Origin of the sequence: Achromobacter aegrifaciens (assembly GCF_902859965.1) — a bacterium.
Lineage (GTDB): Bacteria > Pseudomonadota > Gammaproteobacteria > Burkholderiales > Burkholderiaceae_B > Achromobacter > Achromobacter aegrifaciens.
The window spans coordinates 199,821-216,045 of the sequence record NZ_CADIKO010000002.1 but is presented as its reverse complement, the minus strand read 5'-3'; the positions used below and the strand labels follow the sequence as shown (position 1 = coordinate 216,045).

Here is a 16,225-nt window from a genome sequence, read left to right as displayed (position 1 = left end):
CAGGGAGCGGCAAGGTATCCGCAGCGAAAAACTGCTTGCCACTATTTTTCTCATACATAAAAATAATTTCACGTATGAAAATTTAAACGGATCAACCATGACGCAAAGCAAGACTCCCGCCTGGCTGGTGCGCGAGGCCGACGTGCCCGGCTACCACCCCGCCAATCACACCGGCACCCTGAACCGGCGCCTGATCGGCCCGGACACCGTCGGCTCCCGGGGCGTGGAAGTGCTGCTGGGCGTGATCGACAAGGGCAAGGGCGCCCTGCCGCACGCCCACCCCGGCATCGAGCAGGTCTGCTATCTGCTGTCCGGCACGGCGCGCGCGCAGGTGCAGGACGAATGGGCCGACATGGGACCCGGCGACTGCTGCTATTTCCCCCCGGACATTCCGCACGTCTTCACCGTCACCAGCGACGAGCCCGCCCGCCTGCTGGTGATCTATACGCCCCCTTATGAAGAATCCCCAGACCGCGTGATACGCGGCTTTCCGGCGCCATCCCCAGCCGCTTGACGCGGCGCAGCCCCGGGCAGCGGACGCAGAAACCGCGCCTGGACCCGAAGCACACAGGAGACAAACCATGAGACCCCTAAGCCTGCTGGGCGCCGCCCTCATCGGCGGCGCAGCGCTGTTCGCCGGCCCCGCCGCCCACGCCGCCGACTATCCCGCGAAACCCATCACCCTGATCGTCCCCTTTCCCGCCGGATCCGGCACCGACGCCGTGGGCCGCATCTTCGGCGCCGAGCTGGGCAACATCCTCGGCCAACAGGTCGTGGTGGAGAACAAGCCCGGAGCCAACGCCACCATCGCCGCCAACTACGTGGCGCGCGCCAAGCCCGACGGCTACACGCTCTTCGTCACCACCAACACCTCGCATTCGGCCGCGCCCTGGCTGATGAAGAATGTGCCCTACGATCCGGTCAAGGACTTCACCCCCATCGCCCGCGGCGGCAACCTGCCCTTCATCCTGGTCGTGAACCCGAAACGCCCGTGGAAGACCGTGGGCGAACTGGTGGCCGACGCGCGCCAGCGTCCGGGCCGCATCACCTACGCCAGCGGCAACAGCACGGGCATCGTCGCCGGCGCCACGCTGGCCAACCGCGCCAAGATCGACATCCTGCACGTACCTTATAAAGGCACGCCGCAAGGGCTGACCGATGTGGTCGGCGGGCAGGTCGATTTCATGTTCACCGACCTGGCTTCCGGCCTGCCCTTCGTGCAATCGGGCCAGCTGCGCGCGCTGGCCGTGTCGACCGCCGAACGCAGCGCCATCGTCCCGGACCTGCCGTCCATGGCCGAATCCGGCGTGCAGGACTTCGACCTGAACTCCTGGAACGGTTACTTCGGCCCGGCGGGCATGCCCCCGGAGATCGTGGCCAAGCTGAATGCCGCGATCAATCAGGTGGTCGCCAAGCCTGACGTGCAAAAGCGCTTGGCCGGCCTGGGTTTCGACGCCTTTTCCAGCACGCCCGAGGCCTTTTCCCAGTTCGTCGGCTCGCAGCTGGACCTGTGGGGAAAACTGATCCGCGACGCGGGAATCGAGCAGCAATGAGCGACCGGCCGCAATCCGAAACTCCCGGCGGCCCGCTGGCGGGCGTACGCATCCTGGACCTGAGCACCGTCGTGATGGGGCCCTATGCCACCCAGGTCCTCGCCGACCTGGGGGCGGACGTCATCAAGGTCGAGCCGCCGGCAGGCGACAACATGCGGGCCGTCGGCCCCATGCGCAACCCCGGCATGGGCCATATCTATCTGCACCTGAACCGCAACAAGCGATCGGTGGTGCTGGACCTGAAGACGCCGGAGGGGCTTGAGGCCTGCCTGAAACTGGCCGAAAGCTGCGACGCCCTGCTCTACAACATCCGCCCGCAGGCGATGGCCCGGCTGGGCTTGTCCTACGAAACGGTCGCGGCGCGCAATCCGCGCATCGTCTACCTGGGCGCCTACGGCTATGGCGAGGCCGGCCCGTACGCCGGCCGTCCCGCCTATGACGACCTGATCCAGGGCCAGACCGGCATCGCCGCCCTCTCCGCCCACCAGAGTGGAGATGTGCCGCGCTACGCGCCGCTGACCCTGGCCGACCGCGCGGTCGGACTGCACGTCGGCATCGCGCTCGTCTCCGCGGTGCTGCACGCCCGCAGCACGGGACAAGGCCAGCAGGTGGAAATCCCCATGTTCGAGGGCATGGCCCACCTCGTGCTGGGGGACCATCTCGGCGGCGCCACCTTCGATCCCCCGCTCGGCCCCACGGGTTACGCGCGCCTGTTGGCGCCGCATCGCCGCCCTTACGCCACGGCCGACGGCTATATCAGCCTGCTGATCTATAACGACAAACACTGGCGCAACTTCTTCGACCTGATCGGCCGCCCGGAATTGTCGCGGGATTCGCGCTTCAGCACCCACGGCGCGCGCGCCGCCCATATCGGCGAGGTCTACGCCTTTGTCGCCGACGTCATCGCCAGCCGGGGCAGCCAGGACTGGCTGGAAGGCTTGGCGCGGGCGGACATTCCGGCCTCGCCGCTCTATTCCGTGGACGATCTGCTGCAGGACGAGCACCTGGCCGCGACCGGCTTCATCCGGCCCATGGACCACCCCAGCGAAGGCCGGATCCGCACGACCGCGCCGCTGGGCAGATACGAAAACACCCCCACCTCGATACGCCGCCCCGCCCCCAGGCTGGGCCAGCACAGCCGCGAGGTGCTGGCCGAAGCCGGCTATGACCCTGCCCGGATCGACGCCATGACGGCCCGCGGCATCACCCTGGATGGAAACGACTGATGGACTTTGAATTCACCCCCGACCAGTTGGCCCTGCGGGACGCCGTATCCCGCATCTGCGAACGCTATCCGGACGAATATTGGCTGGAACGCGACCGCGAAGGCGGCTTTCCGGAACCCCTGCATGCCGATCTGGCGCGCGACGGCTGGCTGGGCATCGCCATGCCGCAGGAGTATGGCGGCGCGGGTCTGGGCATGACCGAAGCGGCGCTGATGATGCAGACCATCGCGGCTTCCGGCGCGGGCTTCACCGGCGCCTCGGCGGTCCACATGAATATCTTCGGCCTGAACCCGGTAGTGGTATTCGGCAGCGACGAGCAGCGCCAGCGCTGGCTTGCACCCCTGATCGCGGGCCGCGAAAAGGCCTGCTTCGCCGTCACCGAACCCGACGCCGGACTGGACACCACCAAGCTCAGCACCCGCGCGGTGCGCCAGGGCGACGAGTACGTGGTGCATGGCCGCAAGATCTGGATCTCGACCGCCCAGGTCGCCCACAAGATGCTGCTGCTGGCCCGCACCACCCCGCTGTCAGACGTCGAAAAGCCCACGCAGGGCCTGTCGCTCTTCTATACAGACCTGGACCGCAGCAAGATAGAAGTGCGCGAAATCGAGAAAATGGGCCGCAAGGCGGTGGACTCGAACATGCTGTTCATCGACGGCCTGCGCATCCCCGTGGCCGACCGCATCGGCGAGGAAGGCCGGGGTTTCGAGTACATCCTGCACGGCCTGAACCCCGAGCGCATCCTGATCGCGGCCGAGGCGGTGGGCATCGGCCGAGCCGCCCTGGACCGGGCGGTGAAATACGCCGGAGAACGCACCGTATTCGGACGTCCCATCGGCCAGAACCAAGGCATCCAGCACCCCCTGGCCCAGGCCTGGATGCAGCTCGAAGCCGCCGACCTTATGGTATTCAAGGCCGCCAGCCTGTATGACGCGGGCAAGCCCTGCGGCCCCTACGCCAACTCGGCCAAATACTTGGCGGCCGAGGCCGGCTATAACGCCTGCCAGACCGCGGTCATGACCCTGGGCGGCATGGGGTACGCCAAGGAATACCATGTGGAGCGCCTGCTGCGCGAAAGCTTCATTCCGCGCATCGCGCCGGTCAGTCCGCAGCTAATCATGTGCTTCATCGCGGAGAAAGTGCTGGGACTGCCCAAGTCCTACTGAGCGACGGCGTTCGATAGGCGCCCAGGCCTGCCCGTCAGGCCTGCTGCTCCAGCGCGGTGCAAGCCGAGCGCAGGATGCGCGCGTAGGCCTCCTGCTGTGGCTCGATCCGGTAGATCGGCCCGCCCACCGAAATCGCGTAGTGTTCGCCGGACAGCGTAACGGGCCAGGCGATGGCGCCCACGTCCGCAATGGACTCGCCGCTGTTCATGAACCAGCCGCGCTGGCGCGACAGCTCCAGGTCCGCCAGCAGCGCCTCGCGCGTCACCAGGGTGCGCTCGTTGTGGCGGGTCATGGTCATATCCGCGAGCATGGCGTCGCGGGCCGGTGTGTCCAACAGGGACAGCAGCGCCTTTCCGAGCGAATTTGCGTGAACGTCCTTGAACTCACCCGCAACCGGCGCGTATCTGATCGTATGCGGGGAATCCAGCACATCCAGGTAGACCACCCGGCCGTCCTGGCTCAGCTTGGCGAAAACAATCGTTTCGCGGGTGGCGTCCCTTAATTCGGTAAGGCTGGGATAGACCCGGTCCAGCACTGGATCGGCGCGGGCGATGCGCTGCGCCATGGCCAATAGCCTGCCGGTCGGGTAGTAGCCCTGGCGCCGGCCGGTTTCATACAGATAACCCAGGCCGGTCAGGGTGCGGATCAGGGCCAGGCAGCTGGACACCGGCACATCCAGCAGCCGGGCCAGTTCCGATAGCGGCAGCGCGCGCTTTTCGCGGGCATAGGTTTCGATGATTTCGATAACTCGCAGCGCCGTCTTGACACTCATTACCTGGTCCGAACTGTTTAGCACGTGAAACATCTGGCTCGCCGGCGGCTAAAGTTCCCTGCGGGCCTGCCGTAATGGTAGCTGAGAATTCCCTGAAAACAGCGCGTTCCTCCGAGACGCCCACATCGCCGTTGGAGTGATCATGGCCGTAACCCCCCTAGCCCCCGCATCGTTTGCACCAGCGCCGGTCGCGGCCGCGCCGGTTGCGCCGGACCCATCCGTGAGTGTGGCGCCCGCAGCTGCCGCAACGAACAGCGGAGCTTCAGACAGCGCGACATCGGATCAATCCGATTCGCAAAAGCTTCCCCTGGACAAGGCTCTGGATGAAATCAACGACCAGATGAAGGCTTGGTCGACGCAGCTGAAGTTCGAAATAGACCCGAACGTGCATCAGGTCGTTGTGTCTGTCGTGGATGCGGAATCGGGCGACGTCATACGCACGATTCCCAGCGAAACACTGCTGAAAATCGCCAAAATGATAGTGAACATGCAAGGAAACGGCATCAAGACCTCTGCCTGATCCGGCCCCACAATCGGGTCAGATCATCATCCACAGTGAGCAAGGATCCGGAAGCGTCGAATTAGGCCCGCCTTATGCCCTTACCCGGCCAATCGCCGGCACCATATTTTTGACAGAATCGCATTGCTAGAAAGGAATTTCACATGGCTTCTATCACCAACCTCGGCTCGACGACCGGCTTGCCCCTCGAAAAGATCCTGACGGATTTACAGGCGGCCGAGGACAAAAAACTGAGCTTGTACACGAATCGTCAAGCGAGCTATGAGGCTCGCGTCAGTGCGTTCGGGCAGGTACAAAGCGCGGTGGAAGCCTTGCAGAAAGCCGCCGCGACACTGGGCAAATCATCAACGCTGGATGCCGTGAAAGCTGATGTCGTTGGCGATGGCCTGACCGCCACTATCGGTGAAAACGGCGCCACGATGGGCGAATACACCATCAAGGTGAAAAATCTGGCAGCAGCCCAGACCTTGCAGTCTGGCATCGTGTCCGACCGCAAACTCCCCAATGGCGCCACCGGTTCATTCGAAATCGAACTGACGGACGGCAAAAAGCACTCCATCGACCTCAAGGGCGACACCTCGCTAGATGGTATTGCCAAGGCCATCAATAGTGATGACAAGGCCGGCGTGCGCGCCACGATCATCACCAATGAGAACGGTAGTTACCTGATGCTCAGCGCCAAGGATACCGGCGTACAGGCTTCGGTAAAGTCCATCACCGTTACGGGCGACCAAAAACTTAAAGACATCCTGAGTTACAACAGTGGTGCGGGTACGCAGATGACCCAACAGACCGCCGCCGCGGACTCGGTCGTCGAAATCAACGGCATCACGGTCAAGAGCGGTAGCAATAACGTTTCCACCGCCATTGACGGTATCACTCTGAACCTCACCGCCAAAACCGAAACCGACAAAGTGGTGACCCTGAAACTACAGAGTGACACGGGTGTCGCAAGCAAGGCAGTCCAGGATTTCGTTAATGCCTACAACGCATTGCAAAGCACCATCACGAAATTAACTGCATTCGATATCACTGCGGCCACCAATCAGGCGTTGACTGGAGATAGCACGACTCGTGGCATCCAATCTTCGATGTCGAGCGCTTTGCAGGTCATTACGTCGGAAGGTTCGCTTCGGTCTCTGGCTGATCTCGGCATATCCATGGACCCCAAGAGCGGCCAACTGAAGCTCGAGCTGAAAGATCTGGAAAAGGCCTTGACGGCCAACCCGGCCGATGTCAAGCGCATCATGGGATCAAGCGACGGTCTTGCCGCGAAGTTCGACGCCGCGATCAAGAACATACTGGGTGACAAAGGCTCCATCAAGATCAGCCAGGACGGGCTGACTGAATCTATCAAGGATGTGAAGGCCCAATTGGAGCGCGCTAAGGCGTCCAGCGCCGCATCCATGGCTGCCATGCGTGCGCAATTTGTCGCGTTGGACAAGTTCGTATCGCAACAGACGGTCACGGCCAACTACCTGACCCAGCAATTCGCGGCCATGAACAAGTCCAAGTAATTTACAGAAGATGTATTAATGACTTACGCCGCCCGACGCCCCTCCGGATCTAACTCCGTACGCTCCTACGCCGACATCGGCCTGGAAACCCAAGTCCTGGGGGCCAGCCCTGAACGGCTGATTTCCTTGCTGTACATGGGAGCCCGAGCGGCGATTGGGCAAGCGCGCCTGCACCTACAGGAGGGCAGAACCACAGAACGGGGAGCCGCCCTCTCGAAAGCCATCAAGATCGTCGACGAAGGCCTAAAAACCGGACTGAACATGGAGGCCGGCGGCGAAATCGCCGCGAACCTCGCTCGTCTGTACGACTACATCATCCGCACGCTGTTGATGGCAAACCTTAAAGCAGACGCGGAAGCGCTCGAAACGGCAGACCGCCTCTTGGCCGATCTGGCCGAGGCCTGGCAAACATCCATTGATCGCCCTGCCGGGGGCGTGCAGCCTTGACGGCATCGCATAAGCCCCAGCCAGCCATCGAACGCCCGAGATTTCCATGACGTCCACGACCCAGTACACCTCCCCCATCCTGGAACACTACCAGGAGATCGCTCTCATCACGGGAGAAATGCTAGTGGCGGCGCAAGCCGGCGACTGGGACGGCGCCATGGTCCATGGACAGCAATATTGCGAACTGGTGGAACGACTGCGCCAGACCGAACATTCGGCGCCACTGGACGAAGCCGGCCGCGCCATGAAATACGACCTGCTCGTGCGCATCCTGGAAAACGACGCGCTCACCCGGGATCTGGCGCTGCCGCAACTGGCCCGTCTGGGCGACCTTCTGGGACGCATGAAGCGCCAGCAGACCCTGCTGTCCGCCTACGGTTACCAGCAGGCGCCTGAAGAATGAGCGTAGGTCCCGCCGCGCTCGGCAACGTCCTGGTGCAGCGGCTGGACGCCGTGCTGGGCACGACGATGTCCGCCGCCAGCGCCAACCAGGTATCCGGCGCCCGCCCCGACGCGGTCAGCCAGCCCGGCAGCCTGGAAAAGCCCGGCGCCTCGGATGGATCAACACGCGACCCGCGGCAAGGCATACAGCCCGGCGGCGCCCGCGGCGACCGTCCGAATACTGTCGTCGACCCCAAAACCGCTGCAGCGCTGGCGCTGGCCGCCCGCGGCCTGGTGACCAGCAGCGACACCACCGCCTCGGCCCCGACCACGCTGGGCACGACGGCGCGTACGATTCTTGCCTTGCTCGCCCAATTCCCAGAGGCCGCACCTGCGGTCCAGGGCCGTGCGCCCTTATGGACCGCGCATGCGCAGCCGGGCCAATCCGGCGGTGGCGCTAGCGCCGGCCCCATGCCGGCAGCGCAAGCAGGCCAACAAACGCCACAGGCCACTGCGCAGGCATCCCAGCCATTGCCTGGCCAAACGCCGGCGCCGGCCCTTCCCCAGCAAGCCGGCGCGCTCGCGGCTTCGCCCGCGGCGGCGCTTGCCGGCGACACTCCGGCAACCGGCGCAAAACAGGACCGGCCGGCCGGACCGGGCGTCAATCCCAGTGCCGCCAAAGGACCCGACGCTGCCGCGCATGCCGCCCTGGCGGCTGGCGGACCTTCGGCGCGCGCGCTGGGACAGGCTCTGCGTCAGGCGCTTCAAGGCAGCGGCCTGTTTTACGAGTCCCATCTGACGGACATGGTCTTCGGCCGCGCCAACCCCGAGCAATTGCGCAACGAGCCGCAGGCGGTGCTCGGCAAGAATCCGCCCGCGCAGGATGCCGCGCCTTCGCGGCCGCGGGCGGGCGCAGCCCCCAGCGGCCGCACCGGCGTCGACGCCACACCCGGCGGCGCAGGCTCCGCCAGCTCGCCCGCCTCCGGCACGCCTGCTCCCGGCACGCCCATCACCGGCATACACCAGGACCTGACCGTACTCGTTCGCCAACAACTGGACGTGCTGGCCAACCAGACGCTGACCTGGCAAGGTGAAGCCTGGCCCGGCACGCCCATGGAATGGGAGGTCGAGCGCGACCCTTACGGCGGCGATCCGGACTCCGCTGTTTCCACCTGGGCCACGCGCCTGAAGCTGGACCTGCCCCGCCTGGGCCTGGTCGATGCCCGACTGAATCTGGCCGGCGATCAGATCGTCCTGCAACTCATTGCGCCGCACAGCGCGGCCGAGATCAATGACTCCTCGGACACGCTGCGTTCGCGCCTGCTGGCCGCGGGCCTGACCTTGAGCAATCTGACGGTGAGCGTGGTCGAACCGCGCGCCGACATTCCCGCCGATATCTGATGAGCCGCCTGCCCCCCCATCCGGAATCGGATCCGAACGCCGGCCGCAACGCGGCGGTAGCCATTTCGTACGAAGAAAAGGACGGCGCTCCGCGCGTCGTCGCCAAGGGCTACGGCCAGTTGGCGGACACCATCGTCCGGGCCGCGCAGGAAAACGGCCTCTACGTCCACGAGTCGCGTGAACTGGTCGGCCTGCTGATGCAGGTGGACCTGGACGCACATATTCCTCCCCAACTCTATGTAGCGGTGGCAGAATTGCTGGCCTGGCTCTATCGCCTGGAATCGCGCGAGTTCCCCGAACCCGCTACGCCCGCCTGACCCTATTACCTGAGGAAGACCAAAGTGTTGGATGCCAGCGATCCGGAGTTCCTGCTGACCCGGCCTGACGAGATGCGTTCGGCCCTGTTCGAGCTGACGCACCCTGACAGCCACATCCTGGTGCGCGACGCCGCGGACCGGGAGATGGCCGTGCTGATCCTCGGCGTGGACAAGCAGGCGGGCGAGTTCTTCTGGAGGCCGCGCGATTACGCCGGGGCAGACTTCGAGCAGTCCGACTCCATGGGCTTGCTGAGCGGCACCACCTTCCACTTCCATGCCACCGCCTACGGCGGCGTGCAGATCCGCTTTCGTGTGCAGCGCCCCCAGATCATTCATTTCGACGACGGCAGCGCAGCGCTGGTATCGCCGTTCCCGGAACGCCTGGCCCGTATCCAGCGCCGCAAGATGTTCCGCGCGTCCCTGATCGCGGCCGCCAATGTATGCCGCGCCAGTTGGCAAGCCACCCTCAACGACAAGCCCTATTCGTTCACGATACGCGACATCTCGGTGGACGGCGTAGGCCTGCGTGCCGGGCTGGCGGTTCCCGCCCTGCCGGAGCGCGGTACCGTGATGGAAAACGTGCAACTGGATTTTGGCGACCATGGCAAGCTCAACGCCAGCCTGGAAGTGCGCAATGTATATCCCGTCTCGGGGCAACCCATGGTTTCGTCCGCCAATCCGGACGAACCGCCGGCCAAGCACGTTTCGCTGACTGGCGAGCCGCCGGTCAGCCATCTGGGGGCCATCTTCCTGAATCTCGATGCGCGCCAGGAAAACTGGCTGCAGCAGGTGGTCTGGCGCCTGGAAAGAGGCGCCCAGCGCAATTGATGGATAGACGCGGGGCCATGCGCTGCAAGCGCCTCGCCTGATGCCTGCTGCGCTTGCGGCGTGCACGCAAGCGCAGTTCCCGCGATGGGACTCAGACCGCCATCGAAGAAATTTCCTTGTAAGCCGCAACCAGCTTGTTGCGCACCTGCACCGCCGTCTGGAAGCCAATACTGGCCTTCTGCATGTCGATCATGACGTCGTTGAGGGAAATATCGGGAGCCCCCAACTCGAACGCCTTGGCCTGGGCCGTGGCGGCGTTCTGGGCGGAAGTGACGCGACGGATGGAACGTTGCAGTTCCGCGGCGAAGCCATCCGGCTGACCGACCATTTCACCCGCGCTGAGGTTACCGGTCTCCGCCTTGCTCACTACCGCGCGCATCTGCTGGAGCATGCTTTCGATGCCGGACAAGCCTGATACAGCCATTACCTGATTTCCTTGCTGTTTGGGATTACACCAATAGTGCGCCCAGCGTAACGCCAACCCCGCCGGTTCATAGCTGACAAGAACCGCCAAAAAACCCGACATTTCCACGAATGCAGCCGCTTGCAGCCGGGGCGGCGGCGGCTCGGTTCACCTTGTCGGGGACATAGGAGATAAGTAACGCCAAAAACCGGCTGTTTTCAACGATTGGGATGGACGTCTCAGGGGCAATAATCCACGCTCTCCCCAGACCAGAAGCACGTTGCATGTGTAATCTGCCCTACCCAGACATGAAGTCCCAATTCCAGCTCCGCGTGGCCAGCGGGGGCCGCCAATGAACCAGCAGGCCACCCTGAGTTCGTCGCTGTTGACGAAGTTCCCCGTGCTGGAGAAGGTGCGCGCACTGCCCAAGCCTGTCCTGCTGGGCGCGGCGGCGGCTCTCGTCGCGGTCATCGTCGCCGTGGCGATGTGGAGCAGCGAACCCAAATACAAGGTGCTCTTCTCAAACCTGGACGACCGCGACGGCGGCGCCATCGTGGCAGCGCTCGGGACCATGAACGTGCCCTACCGCTATAACGAAACCGGCACCGCCGTGCTGGTTCCGGCCGACCGCGTGTACGACGCGCGTCTGCAATTGGCGTCCCAGGGATTGCCGCGCGGCGGCTCCGTCGGTTTCGAACTGATGGACAACGCCCGCTTCGGCGCCAGCCAGTTCACGGAACAGATCAACTACCAGCGCGGCCTGGAAGGCGAGCTGGCGCGTTCGATCGAAGCCATGCACACCGTGCAGCACGCCCGCGTCCACCTGGCCATGCCGCGCCAGTCTCTCTTCGTGCGCGAACGCCAGGCGCCCACCGCCTCGGTGCTGCTGAACATGCATCCGGGACGCAGCCTGAGCGACGCCCAGGTCTCCGCGATTTCCTGGCTGGTGGCCTCGAGCGTCCCCGAACTCACCGCCGAGAACGTATCCATCGTGGACCAGAACGGCCGCCTGCTGTCGGCGCCGATGGGCGAAGGCCGCGGCATGGACGCCGACCAGATGCGCTTCGTGCGCGAAATGGAACAGCGCACGGTCGAACGCATCCTCACCATCCTCAATCCGCTGGTTGGTCCCGGCAACGTGCACGCCCAGGCCAGCGCCGACGTCGACTTCGCCCGCCGCGAAGAAACGTCCGAGGTCTACCGCCCGAACCAGGAGCCCGGCCAGGCCGCCGTGCGCAGCCAGCAAACCAGCGACTCGACCCAGCGCGGCATCAACCCCGCGCAAGGCGTGCCCGGCGCGCTGTCGAACCAGGCGCCGGCCAACCCCCAGGCCCCCATCGCCAACCCGCCGCAACCCCAGCCGCCCCGCCCCGGCCAGCCGCAGCAACCGGCCAACGCCCAGCAGCAGACCAGCACGCAAGCGGTCACCGGCAACCTCAATGAACGCCGCGACGCCACCACCAACTACGAAGTGGATCGCACGATCAGCCACATCAAGCAGCCGGTAGGCAACCTCAAGCGCCTGTCGGTGGCCGTGGTGGTCAACTACATGCGCGACAAAGACGGCGAACTGCAGCCCCTGCCGGCCGAAGAGCTGAACAAGCTGACCAACCTCGTGCGCGAAGCCATGGGCTACTCCGAGACCCGTGGCGACTCGCTCAACCTGGTCAACAGTCAGTTCAACGATGGCCCGCCGCCGGTGCCGATGTGGCGCGATCCGGAAATGATCTCGCTGTTCAAGACAATCCTGGCCTGGCTGGTCGGTGGCGTGCTGGCACTGTGGCTGTATCGCCTGCTGCGCCGCACGGTGGGCGACTACCTCTACCCGCCGGTCGATCCGGAACAGGCTGAAGCCGAACGCATCGAAGCTGCACGCGAGGCCCAGGACGCGGCCCGCGCCAAGGAAGTGGACCGCTACCAGGACAACCTGGAACGCGCCCGCACGATGGCCAACAAGGATCCGCGCGCCGTCGCGATGGTTCTGCGCACCTGGATGAATAAAGATGAAAAATGATTCCACCCCGCTGGACGGCATGACGCGCAGCGCCGTGCTGATGATGTCGCTGGGCGAAGATGCGGCGGCCGAGGTCTTCAAATACCTCGGCGCCCGTGAAGTCCAGCAGGTCGGCGCCGCCATGGCCAGCCTGAAACAGGTCACGCGCAGCGACGTTGCAGTGGTACTGGAAGAGTTCCGCCAGGAGGCCGACCAATTCATGGCCGTCACGCTGGGCTCGGACGACTACATCCGCACCGTGTTGACCAAGGCACTGGGCAGCGACCGCGCAGCCGGCCTGATCGAAGACATCCTGGAAGCCGGCGAAGGCGGCAGCGGCATCGATGCGCTGAACTGGCTGGATCCGAACACCGTGGCCGAACTTATCGGCGACGAACACCCGCAGATCATCGCGACCATCCTGGTGCACCTGGAGCGCGACCGCGCCGCCGGCGTACTGGCGCTCCTGACGGACCGCCTGCGCAACGACGTGATGCTGCGTATCGCCACGTTCGGCGGCGTGCAGCCCGCAGCGCTGTCCGAGCTCACGGAAGTCCTGAATTCGGTCCTGGCCGGCCAGGGCGCAAAGCGCAGCAAGATGGGCGGCGTGCGCACCGCGGCCGAGATCCTGAACATGATGAACTCGACCCAGGAAGAAACCGTGGTCGCCAGCCTGCGCGAGCGCGACAACGATCTGGCACAGAAGATCATCGACGAGATGTTTGTCTTCGACAACCTGCTCGACGTCGAGGATCGCGCCATCCAGCTCATCCTCAAGGAAATCGACAACGACACACTCATGGTTGCGCTCAAGGGCGCGCCGGAAGAGCTGCGCGCCAAGTTCCTGCGCAATATGTCCAGCCGCGCGGCCGAAATGCTGCGCGAAGACCTGGACGCGCAAGGTCCGATCCGCATGTCCAAGGTCGAGACCGAGCAGAAGAAGATCCTGCAGATCGCGCGTCGCCTGGCCGAAAGCGGCCAGATCGTCCTGGGCAACCAGGGAGACGACACCTATGTCTGAGGTGGACAGCGGCGCCACGACGCTCATCTCGCGCAGCGCCGCCTGGCGGCGCTGGCAGATGCTGTCGTTCGACGAGCCCGCGGTCGTCGAAGCGGAGCCGGAACCCGAACCCGACCCGGGACCGGATCCCGAAGTGGTGATGGCCCAGCTGCGCGCCCAGGCGCTTGTCGAAGGCCGCGAGGAAGGCCACGCGCAGGGCCATGCCGCCGGCCTGGAAGTTGGCCAACAGGCTGGCTACGAAGCCGGCCTGGCCGCCGGCCGCGAACAAGGCTACGCAGAAGGTCTCGTCCAGGCGCGTGAACAGGGCGCCGCGGAAGCACAGCGCCTGCATGCGCTGGTCGAAGCCTGCGCCGCTTCCCTCGGCTCGCTCGAAGAAAAAATGGGCCAGGGCCTGCTGACCCTCGCCCTGGACATCGCCCAGCAGGTAGTGCGCACCACGCTCGCAGACCAGCCGGAAACCGTTATCAACGCGGTGCGGGAAGTGCTGCACATCAACCCCACCGCCGGCGGCCAGATGCGCCTGTGGGCCAACCCCGAAGACATCGAACTGATCCGCCTGCATCTGGCGGATGAGCTCAAGGAAGGCCACTGGCGCGTCCTGGCCGACGAGTCCATCTCGCGCGGAGGCTGCCGCGCCGAAACGCCCTTTGGTGACATCGACGCCACCTTGCAGACGCGCTGGCGCCGGGTCGCGGCCTCCTTGGGCCGCAACGTATCCTGGGAGGAACCGGTGTGAGCGCCAATCCGGCCTCCCTCCAGCCAGGCCAACCGGCTGCGCCCGCTATTACGGTTCCGGTCATCGACCGCTGGCAGACCCAACTGCAAATCGGCTCCATCCGCGCGGGCTCGACCGATCCGTGGCTCGTCAGCGGCAAGATCACGCGCGCCACAGGTCTGGTGCTGCACGCGACCGGCCTGCGTCTACCCGTCGGAGCAGCCGCCCGCATCGAAATCGCTCGCGGCCACGACCACTGGGCGGATGCCGAAGTCGTGGGTTTCGACGGCCACACGCTCTACCTGATGCCGCAGGCTGATATCTCGGGCCTGCCGCCCGGCGCGCGCGTCGTGCCTGGCGAGCCCCCCGTGCAACGCCAGATTCCGTTGCCGCGCAAGGCCGAACTGAACGGCAACGCCAAGCCGCAGCTGGGCCGCCACCTGCCGGTGGGCAACGCCTTGCTGGGCCGGGTACTGGACGGCGCCGGCCGCCCGCTGGACGGACTGGGCCCGCTCACGGGCGCCGAACTGGCCCCCCTGTCCGCCCAACCGATCAACCCCCTATCCCGCGCCCCCATCGATACGGTGCTCGACACCGGCGTGCGTGCCATCAATGGCCTGCTCACCGTCGGCCGCGGACAGCGCATGGGCCTGTTCGCAGGGTCTGGCGTCGGCAAGAGCGTGCTGCTCGGCATGATGGCTCGTTACACCAAGGCCGACGTCATCGTCGTCGGCCTTATCGGCGAACGTGGACGCGAAGTCAAGGAATTCATCGAACACAACCTGGGCCCGGAGGGTCTGGCGCGCTCCGTCGTGGTGGCTGCGCCGGCGGACGTGTCGGCGTTGCTGCGCCTGCAAGGCGCCGCCTACGCCACGCGTCTGGCCGAACACTTCCGCGATCAGGGCCTGGACGTGCTCCTGATCATGGATTCGCTGACCCGCTACGCCATGGCGCAGCGCGAGATTGCGCTGGCCATCGGCGAGCCGCCGGCAACCAAGGGCTATCCGCCCTCGGTCTTCGCCAAGCTGCCGACGCTGGTCGAGCGCGCCGGCATGGGCGCGCCTGGACCATCCGGCAAGGCCGGCTCGATCACCGCCTTCTACACCGTGCTGGCCGAAGGCGACGACCAGCAGGATCCGATCGCCGATTCGGCTCGCGCCATCCTGGATGGCCACGTCGTGCTGTCGCGCCACCTGGCCGAAGCAGGCCATTACCCGGCCATCGACATCGAAGCGTCGATCTCGCGCGCCATGACTTCGCTGATCACGCCCGAGCAGTTCGCCGTGGTGCGCCGCTTCAAGCAAAGCCTGTCGCGCTACCAGCGCAACCGCGATCTGATCGCGGTGGGCGCCTACGCTGCCGGCAACGATCCGCAGCTGGACGAGGCCATCGCCCGCTATCCACGCCTGGAAGCCTTCCTGCAACAAGACATCGGCGAAAACGTCGGCTATGAAGCCGCCGTCAGCCAATTGCGCGCCAGTTTCGAATTGAGGGACGCTTATGCCTAGCCAATTGCCTTTGGACATGCTGATCAACCTGGCCAAAGAGAGCACGGACGAAGCCGCCCGCCTCCTCGGCAGGCTCAGCGCCGAACGCACCAACGCCGAACGCCAGCTGTCCATGCTGCACGACTACCGTCAGGACTACCTGGAACGGTTGCAACAGGCAATGACCAGCGGAATGTCCGCCAGCGACTGCCATAACTACCAGCGCTTCATCAGCACGCTGGACGACGCCATCAGCCAACAACAAGGCGTGTTGCGCCAAGCCGACGACAACCTCGCCAAGGGCCGGCTCTACTGGCAACAGGAAAAGCGCAAGCTCAACTCCTACGACGCCCTGGCGCAGCGCGAACTGCGCGCCCAGGCCGTGGTGGAATCCCGCCGCGAACAGCGCGCCAACGATGAATATTCCGCCCGTCTGGTCCAGCGCCAGACCGGCATGCATTAAGCAATACCTAACAGG

At 65.0% G+C, this 16,225-nt stretch carries 18 protein-coding genes; 16 read left to right on the top strand and 2 right to left on the bottom strand.

The window, feature by feature from the left end:
* The first annotated feature begins 97 nt into the window (after nucleotides 1-97).
* The 4 genes from HV793_RS12210 (at nucleotide 98) to HV793_RS12195 (ending at nucleotide 3,945) form a co-directional block, all read left to right on the top strand.
* Nucleotides 98-514, top strand: a complete 417-nt coding sequence (locus tag HV793_RS12210) for a cupin domain-containing protein (RefSeq protein ID WP_054456707.1) — start codon at nucleotides 98-100, stop codon at nucleotides 512-514.
* 67 nt (nucleotides 515-581) lie between these two features.
* Nucleotides 582-1,553 carry a Bug family tripartite tricarboxylate transporter substrate binding protein gene (locus HV793_RS12205; RefSeq protein ID WP_175164531.1) on the top strand — a complete coding sequence of 324 codons (972 nt, stop codon included), beginning with the start codon at nucleotides 582-584 and terminating at the stop codon, nucleotides 1,551-1,553.
* Entirely contained in the window at nucleotides 1,550-2,779 is a 1,230-nt protein-coding gene (locus HV793_RS12200; RefSeq protein WP_175213239.1) for a CaiB/BaiF CoA transferase family protein, read from the top strand. Before HV793_RS12205 ends, HV793_RS12200 begins: the two co-directional genes overlap by 4 nt.
* On the top strand, nucleotides 2,779-3,945 hold the full coding sequence (locus HV793_RS12195) for an acyl-CoA dehydrogenase family protein (protein WP_054456705.1): 1,167 nt from the start codon (nucleotides 2,779-2,781) through the stop codon (nucleotides 3,943-3,945). The genes HV793_RS12200 and HV793_RS12195 overlap by 1 nt, the downstream gene beginning before the upstream one ends.
* Nucleotides 3,946-3,979: 34 nt before the next feature.
* Here the strand turns inward: HV793_RS12195 and HV793_RS12190 are convergent, their stop codons facing one another.
* Nucleotides 3,980-4,717 carry an IclR family transcriptional regulator gene (locus HV793_RS12190; RefSeq protein WP_054456704.1) on the bottom strand — a complete coding sequence of 246 codons (738 nt, stop codon included), beginning with the start codon at nucleotides 4,715-4,717 and terminating at the stop codon, nucleotides 3,980-3,982.
* Between the two features lie 142 nt (nucleotides 4,718-4,859).
* On the opposite strand from HV793_RS12190, the gene HV793_RS12185 reads away from it, so the two are divergent.
* The 7 genes from HV793_RS12185 (at nucleotide 4,860) to HV793_RS12155 (ending at nucleotide 10,128) form a co-directional block, all read left to right on the top strand.
* The gene (locus HV793_RS12185) at nucleotides 4,860-5,237 is read left to right on the top strand and encodes a flagellar protein FlaG (protein WP_125470849.1); all 378 of its coding nucleotides are present in this window, start codon (nucleotides 4,860-4,862) and stop codon (nucleotides 5,235-5,237) included.
* A 143-nt stretch (nucleotides 5,238-5,380) separates the two neighbouring features.
* Complete coding sequence (gene fliD / locus HV793_RS12180) at nucleotides 5,381-6,754, top strand: flagellar filament capping protein FliD (protein ID WP_175164527.1); 1,374 nt, start codon at nucleotides 5,381-5,383, stop codon at nucleotides 6,752-6,754.
* Between the two features lie 18 nt (nucleotides 6,755-6,772).
* The gene (gene fliS / locus HV793_RS12175; RefSeq protein ID WP_175164525.1) at nucleotides 6,773-7,201 is read left to right on the top strand and encodes a flagellar export chaperone FliS; all 429 of its coding nucleotides are present in this window, start codon (nucleotides 6,773-6,775) and stop codon (nucleotides 7,199-7,201) included.
* A 46-nt stretch (nucleotides 7,202-7,247) separates the two neighbouring features.
* Complete coding sequence (locus HV793_RS12170; protein WP_054456700.1) at nucleotides 7,248-7,604, top strand: flagellar protein FliT; 357 nt, start codon at nucleotides 7,248-7,250, stop codon at nucleotides 7,602-7,604.
* Entirely contained in the window at nucleotides 7,601-8,983 is a 1,383-nt protein-coding gene (gene fliK / locus HV793_RS12165) for a flagellar hook-length control protein FliK (protein WP_175213238.1), read from the top strand. The genes HV793_RS12170 and fliK overlap by 4 nt, the downstream gene beginning before the upstream one ends.
* Complete coding sequence (locus HV793_RS12160) at nucleotides 8,983-9,300, top strand: EscU/YscU/HrcU family type III secretion system export apparatus switch protein (protein ID WP_054456698.1); 318 nt, start codon at nucleotides 8,983-8,985, stop codon at nucleotides 9,298-9,300. The genes fliK and HV793_RS12160 overlap by 1 nt, the downstream gene beginning before the upstream one ends.
* Before the next feature lie 24 nt (nucleotides 9,301-9,324).
* On the top strand, nucleotides 9,325-10,128 hold the full coding sequence (locus HV793_RS12155; RefSeq protein ID WP_054456697.1) for a flagellar brake protein: 804 nt from the start codon (nucleotides 9,325-9,327) through the stop codon (nucleotides 10,126-10,128).
* Between the two features lie 91 nt (nucleotides 10,129-10,219).
* Here HV793_RS12155 and fliE read toward each other — a convergent pair whose 3' ends face one another.
* Nucleotides 10,220-10,552: a flagellar hook-basal body complex protein FliE gene (fliE, locus tag HV793_RS12150; protein ID WP_054456696.1), complete on the bottom strand. Its 333-nt coding sequence runs from the start codon at nucleotides 10,550-10,552 to the stop codon at nucleotides 10,220-10,222.
* Between the two features lie 331 nt (nucleotides 10,553-10,883).
* On the opposite strand from fliE, the gene fliF reads away from it, so the two are divergent.
* Genes fliF through fliJ form a run of 5 tightly spaced genes read left to right on the top strand, consistent with a single transcriptional unit; the run spans nucleotide 10,884 to nucleotide 16,210 of the window.
* Nucleotides 10,884-12,545 carry a flagellar basal-body MS-ring/collar protein FliF gene (gene fliF / locus HV793_RS12145; RefSeq protein WP_054456695.1) on the top strand — a complete coding sequence of 554 codons (1,662 nt, stop codon included), beginning with the start codon at nucleotides 10,884-10,886 and terminating at the stop codon, nucleotides 12,543-12,545.
* On the top strand, nucleotides 12,535-13,545 hold the full coding sequence (fliG, locus tag HV793_RS12140; protein WP_054456694.1) for a flagellar motor switch protein FliG: 1,011 nt from the start codon (nucleotides 12,535-12,537) through the stop codon (nucleotides 13,543-13,545). The genes fliF and fliG overlap by 11 nt, the downstream gene beginning before the upstream one ends.
* Nucleotides 13,538-14,281, top strand: a complete 744-nt coding sequence (gene fliH, locus HV793_RS12135) for a flagellar assembly protein FliH (protein WP_054456693.1) — start codon at nucleotides 13,538-13,540, stop codon at nucleotides 14,279-14,281. The genes fliG and fliH overlap by 8 nt, the downstream gene beginning before the upstream one ends.
* Complete coding sequence (gene fliI, locus HV793_RS12130) at nucleotides 14,278-15,768, top strand: flagellar protein export ATPase FliI (RefSeq protein WP_175180796.1); 1,491 nt, start codon at nucleotides 14,278-14,280, stop codon at nucleotides 15,766-15,768. Before fliH ends, fliI begins: the two co-directional genes overlap by 4 nt.
* Complete coding sequence (gene fliJ, locus HV793_RS12125; RefSeq protein ID WP_054456691.1) at nucleotides 15,761-16,210, top strand: flagellar export protein FliJ; 450 nt, start codon at nucleotides 15,761-15,763, stop codon at nucleotides 16,208-16,210. The genes fliI and fliJ overlap by 8 nt, the downstream gene beginning before the upstream one ends.
* The last annotated feature ends 15 nt before the right edge of the window (nucleotides 16,211-16,225 follow it).